General features: G+C 71.2%; 3 protein-coding genes and 2 pseudogenes. 3 read left to right on the top strand and 2 right to left on the bottom strand.

Going from position 1 to position 5,312, the window contains the following annotated elements:
* Positions 1-139: 139 nt before the first annotated feature.
* From AB0C29_RS32175 to AB0C29_RS32165, 3 genes and pseudogenes are all read left to right on the top strand, one after another.
* Positions 140-2,557 carry a GH92 family glycosyl hydrolase gene (locus tag AB0C29_RS32175; protein ID WP_360828152.1) on the top strand — a complete coding sequence of 806 codons (2,418 nt, stop codon included), beginning with the start codon at positions 140-142 and terminating at the stop codon, positions 2,555-2,557.
* 250 nt (positions 2,558-2,807) lie between these two features.
* Positions 2,808-3,791 carry a DNA polymerase III subunit delta gene (gene holA, locus AB0C29_RS32170; RefSeq protein ID WP_360828155.1) on the top strand — a complete coding sequence of 328 codons (984 nt, stop codon included), beginning with the start codon at positions 2,808-2,810 and terminating at the stop codon, positions 3,789-3,791.
* Positions 3,788-4,045: pseudogene (locus tag AB0C29_RS32165) on the top strand (hypothetical protein); the annotation flags it as partial. The gene holA and the pseudogene AB0C29_RS32165, both read left to right, overlap by 4 nt.
* 438 nt (positions 4,046-4,483) lie before the next feature.
* On the opposite strand, the gene rpsT reads toward AB0C29_RS32165, so the two are convergent.
* Both rpsT and AB0C29_RS32155 read right to left on the bottom strand, forming a co-directional pair.
* The gene (gene rpsT / locus AB0C29_RS32160; protein WP_212992737.1) at positions 4,484-4,750 is read right to left on the bottom strand and encodes a 30S ribosomal protein S20; all 267 of its coding nucleotides are present in this window, start codon (positions 4,748-4,750) and stop codon (positions 4,484-4,486) included.
* 145 nt (positions 4,751-4,895) lie between these two features.
* Positions 4,896-5,312, bottom strand: a pseudogene (locus AB0C29_RS32155) (aminoglycoside phosphotransferase); the annotation flags it as partial.

Here is a 5,312-nt window from a genome sequence, read left to right as displayed (position 1 = left end):
CACCGGTCCCGGCCCGCGGGGCACGCAGACCTTCGAGCAGTGGCTGGCCGGGCGGCGCGGGTGACGGTTCGCGCAGCGTTCACCCGGCGGCCGGGCCCGGGCACATCGGTGATCATCAACTTCGTCGTAGGGTCCACGTATGTCGACGTCTCGTGTTCGTGCAGTGCTGGCCGGGGTCGTGGGAGCGGTCCTGGTCGTGACGCTGACGCCGGTCGTGGCGGCCGCCGCCGCACCCGCTGTGGTGCCGCTGGTCGACGATCCGGCGGGCTATGTGGATCCGTTCATCGGGACCACCCGCGGCGGCAACACGTGGCCCGGCGCGACCCGGCCGTTCGGCATGATCGCCTGGAGCCCGACCAGCACCAACGGCGACCAGACCAACACCGGTGCGGCCAACGGCTACGAGTACAACGTCACCAAGGTGCGTGGCTTCAGCCTGACCCACGTCAACGGCGCGGGCTGCAGCCCGGGGGCCGCCGGGGACGTGCCGATCATGCCGTACGTGGGGGACGTCACCACCTCACCCACCGCGGACACCCGTGATCAGCAGTACGTCTCGACGTTCGCGCACGCCAACGAGTCCGCCGCCCCCGGCCGGTACACCGTCGGACTCGACAACGGCGTACGGACCGACCTCGCCGTCAGCACCCGGGCCGGCGTCGGCGACTTCACCTTCCCCACCGGCTCGGCCGCCAACCTGCTGTTCCGCACGTCCAACTCGCTCAACGGCAGCGAGGACGCCGAGATCACCATCGACGCCGGCAGTCGTACCGTCACCGGGTCGGTGCTCACCGGCGGCTTCTGCGGGCGCCGGGGCAACGGTGGCGGGGCGACCAACCCGAACCGCCGCTCGTACTACCGGCTCTACTTCAGCGCGGTCTTCGACCGTGCCTTCGCCCGGACCGGGACCTGGCAGAACGCGACCGTCACCCCGGGCGGCACCACGGCCACCGGAGGAGAGGGCTACCTCACCGGCGCGGACCGGGCCGGCAAGGGCTCCGGCGGCTGGGTGGGCTTCGACACGGCCGCCGGTGGGGCGGTGCGCATGCGGGTCGGGATCTCGTACGTGAGCCTGGCCGGCGCCGCCGCCAACCGGGACGCCGAGGTCCCCGCCACCGCCACCGTCGACTCCGTCGCCGCGGCCACCCGCGACGCCTGGAACACCGAGCTCAAGCGCATCCGGGTCGGCGGCGGCACCGAGGCACGGACGAAAGCCTTCTACACCGCCGTCTACCACTCGCTGATGCAACCGCAGACGATGAACGACCTGGACGGCCGCTACCTCGGCGCCGACCGGCAGATCCACAGCATCCGGGCCGGCCAGCGGGCGGCGTACGGCACGTTCTCCGGCTGGGACCAGTACCGGGCGCAGATCCAGTTCCTCGCACTGCTGCGGCCCGACGTGGCCGGGGACATGGCCCAGTCGATGCTGGACTTCGCCGCCCAGAACAACGGCATCTGGGACCGCTGGCTGCACCTCGGCGCCCCGACCCACGTCATGACCGGTGACCCGGCCGCGCCGACGCTGGCCACGTACTACGCCATGGGCGCCCGCAACTTCGATGCCCGGGCGGCGCTCGACTCGCTCGTCCGGCAGGCGACCGTGCAGAATCCGGACGCCCTCTCCGACGCCGGTTGCCCCGGTCAGTGCCTCGGGCAGCGGCCGACGCTCAATACGTACCTGGCGTTGAAGTACGCGGCGAACGACATCTGCCACTGCTGGGGCGGTGCCGCGGAGACCCTGGAGAACTCGCTGGCCGACTTCTCCCTGGCGATGTGGGCGCGGCGGGCCGGGCGCAATGACCTGTACCGGCAGCTGCTGCCGCGTGGCGACTACTGGAAGAACACGTACAACCCGGCGGTCGGGTACCAGGCGGCGCGGCGGGCGGACGGCAGCTGGCAGAGCGGCTTCACGCCGTCGACGGATGTGGGCTTCGCGCAGGGGTCCAGTGCCACGTACACGTGGATGGTGCCGCAGGACGTGTCCGGACTGGCGGCGCTCATGGGCGGGCGTACGGCGGCGGCGACCCGGCTGGACGGGCTGTTCCACGACGAGAACGGCAACTGGGCGGTGCTCGGCGGCAACCCGCTCCGCTACGACCCGACCAACGAGCCGGGCATCCATGTGCCGTGGATGTACAACGGGCTCGGCCAGCCGTGGAAGACCCAGGAGACTGTGCGGCAGATCGTCGACACCGCGTACGGGACGGGTCCGGCGGGTCTGCCCGGCAACGACGACCTGGGCACGATGAGCGCCTGGTACGCGTTCGCGGCGATCGGCATGTTCCCGCAGGTTCCCGGACGGGCGGAGATGCTCCTGGGTAGCCCGGTGTTCACCCGCGTCGTGATCGACCGCAGCAACGGTGTCCGCCTGACGGTGAATGCGAACTCCGCGGAGCCGTACGTCCAGGGGCTCAAGCTGAACGGCTCGACGCTGCGCCGCTCCTGGCTCCCGGAGTCGTTCGTGCAGACCGGCGGCACGGTCACCTTCGCGCTGGCGGCCAGTCCGAACAAGACCTGGGCCACCGCGTCCGCCGACCTCCCGAAGGACCACTGACGACCGGGCCGGCCGTCGATCGTCACAACGACACGCCCGGATTAGGCCGAGCGTTCCCTTCGACCCCGGGCGATCGGTTCGGATGTGGGTGGGATCACCTTCGTCCGGCGAGCCAGACATTCAGCCTGATCGAGAACCATTACGGCGGCGACCGCATGGCGGATCACCGATATGTCGGGTTTCGCGTTCCTCGGTCAGCGGGCTGCGCGCAGGAGTGAGTCGTGCGGAAGCGTCAGACCTTCGTGCGAAGATTTCCGACGTGAACACCGCGTCCCCGGCACCGTTGCTGCTCGTCCAAGGTGACGAGGAGTTGCTCGCTGCCCGGGCGATCGCCGCCGCGGTCGCCGCCGCACGGGCGGATGAGCCCGGCGCGGACGTCCGCGAATACGAGGCCGGTGCGCTCAGCGCCGGTGAGGTCGCCGAGATGCTCAGCCCGTCACTGTTCGGCGGGCGCCGCGTTCTGGTCGTCCGCAGCGGCCAGGACGCGCGCAAAGACCTCGTCACCGCACTGCTGGCCTACGCCAAAAATCCGGACCCCGACGTCTCGCTGATCGTCTCCCACGTGGGTGGCGCCAAGGGCAAGGCGTTCGCCGACGGGCTGCGGGCCGCCGGCGCGACCGTCGTCCCCGTCGCCAAGCTCAAGGGGGAGCGCGAGCGGATCGCGTTCGTGCGTGACGAGTTCCGCCGCAACGGTGGCCGATGCGACGAGGCCGCCGCGTCCGCGCTGCTGGCGGCGGACGGCACCGACCTGCGGGAGATCGCCGCCGCCTGCTCGCAACTGCTCGCCGACACCGACGGCAAGATCAGCGCGGCCGTCGTCTCGCGCTACTACAAGGGCCGCGCCGAGGTCAGCGGCTTCGCGGTCGCCGACGCCGCCATGGTCGGTGACGTCCCGGGTGCGCTCGAGGCGCTGCGCTGGGCCCTGCACGTGGGTGTCGACCCGGTGCCGATCGCCGACGCGATCGCCGACGGTGTGCGCACGGTCGCCCGGGTCGCTTCGGCCGGCCGCGGCAACCCGTACCAGATGGCCAGTTCGCTCGGCATGCCCGCGTGGAAGATCCAGAAAGCCCAGGAGCGCAGCCGCGGCTGGACGCCGGAGGGCCTGGTCGACGCGATGCGCGCGGCGGCCGATTGCAACGCGGCGGTCAAGGGCGGTGCCGAGGACCGGGGGTACGCACTGGAGCGCGCCGTCTTCGCCGTCGCCGCCGCCCGTAACTCCGGTGGCGCCCGATGACCAGGTCACGCCGGGTCGGGCTGTCCCGCGACGAGGCCCGTCAGCAGCCGCTCTACGCCCGCATGCTCGGCCTGCAATATCTCGCGCCCGGTGGCTTCCTCTGCTTCGTGTTCCTGGAGGGCGCCGTCGCGCTGGGCATCCTGCTGGCGCTGGCCGAGCTGGTCAGCTGGTGGGGCGTGCTGGCGCTGCCGCTGACCGTCGCGGCCATGGTCAAGCTCAACGACGTGGTCGCCGGCGCCCTGATCCGTCCCGCGACCACCCGACCGCCGGTTGCCGGGGTTCGCGCCTCCGCTGCCTCACCGGGAGCGGCGACGGTTCGTCTGTCGCCCGCCGTGATTGCGCAGGTCAGCGCGGCTGCGCCGGAGAGCGGGTCACCCGCACTGCGTCCGGCCGTCGTCCGGCGAAGCACCACAGACCTGACTTCCGGGCCGCCCGACGAGGATCGCTGGACCCCGGCCGTCATGGACGCGAGCGCGCTGAACGGTCCGCCGGTGACCCGGCAGTGGACCGAGGACCTCGACGACAGCCAGCAGCGCGCACGACAGTCGGCAGCCCGCCGCTACGAGTAGGCGGGCGTGCTACTCCCACTGCCCAACTGACTGTGTCCCCTGGCTGGGGAAACAACTCAGGCACCGCTGAACCCGGAGGTTCGGCGGTGCCCAGAGGTGTATGACGCTGGAACCAGCCTGCGGTCAGGCAGACAGCGAGGCGATCCGCTTGGCGATGGCCGACTTGCGGTTCGCCGCCTGGTTCTTGTGAATGACGCCCTTGCTCGCAGCCTTGTCGAGCTGACGCGAGGCGTCACGCAGCAGCGCGGTAGCCGTCTCGGTGTTGCCGGACGCGCTCGCCTCGTTCAGCTTGCGGATCACGGTCTTCAGCGACGACTTGACCGACTTGTTGCGCAGCCTGGCCTTCTCGTTCTGCCGGTTGCGCTTGATCTGGGACTTGATGTTCGCCACGCGACAGCCTTGTCCTGACTAGTTCGGATGATGTACTCGGACGGTGGCGACACAGCAAAAAGCAACGTCACCACACGCGACGAACCAATGTATCAGGCCCGCTTCGCGCCGCCCAAATCGCTCGGCTGCCCGGCCGGCTCACGGCTCACTTCGGTGGCGCCCAGCCGCGGCGCTCGGCCAGCCAGGCGAGGGCTTGTCCGCCACTGAACCGTTGATGCTGCCGGCTGTGCGGCGAGGCGCTGCTGGGACCGCGGGCCGCGCTGGTCAGCCAGTATCCGCTGAGCGCGGCCAGGGCGCCGTCGACACCGTCCGCCGGCGGCTGCCACGGCTCCAGGGCGGCATCCACGTCGAGGGCGCTCGCGTACGCCGTGACCAGCAACGTCACCGTGTCGAACCACGGGGCGCCGAGGCAGGGCCAGGTCCAGTCGCAGAGCCACGCTGCGCCGTACGCGTCCAGCAGAACGTTGTCCACCCGCAGGTCGCCGTGCAGCATGCCGGGCCCCGCGACCAGCTCCGGGAGCCCGCGCTCCAGCGCGGCCAGCTCGCTCAGCCGGCCCGGCAC

Origin of the sequence: Actinoplanes sp. NPDC048791, assembly GCF_040650095.1 — a bacterium.
In the GTDB taxonomy this organism is placed as follows: domain Bacteria; phylum Actinomycetota; class Actinomycetes; order Mycobacteriales; family Micromonosporaceae; genus Actinoplanes.
Note: the sequence above shows the minus strand (reverse complement) of the source record. Positions and strands in the feature narration are given on the sequence as shown.

What these genes read in the sequence shown, in the direction of transcription:
- AB0C29_RS32175 (WP_360828152.1), top strand. Translation starts at nt 140, where the DNA reads ATGTCGACGTCTCGTGTTCGTGCAGTGCTGGCCGGGGTCGTGGGAGCG.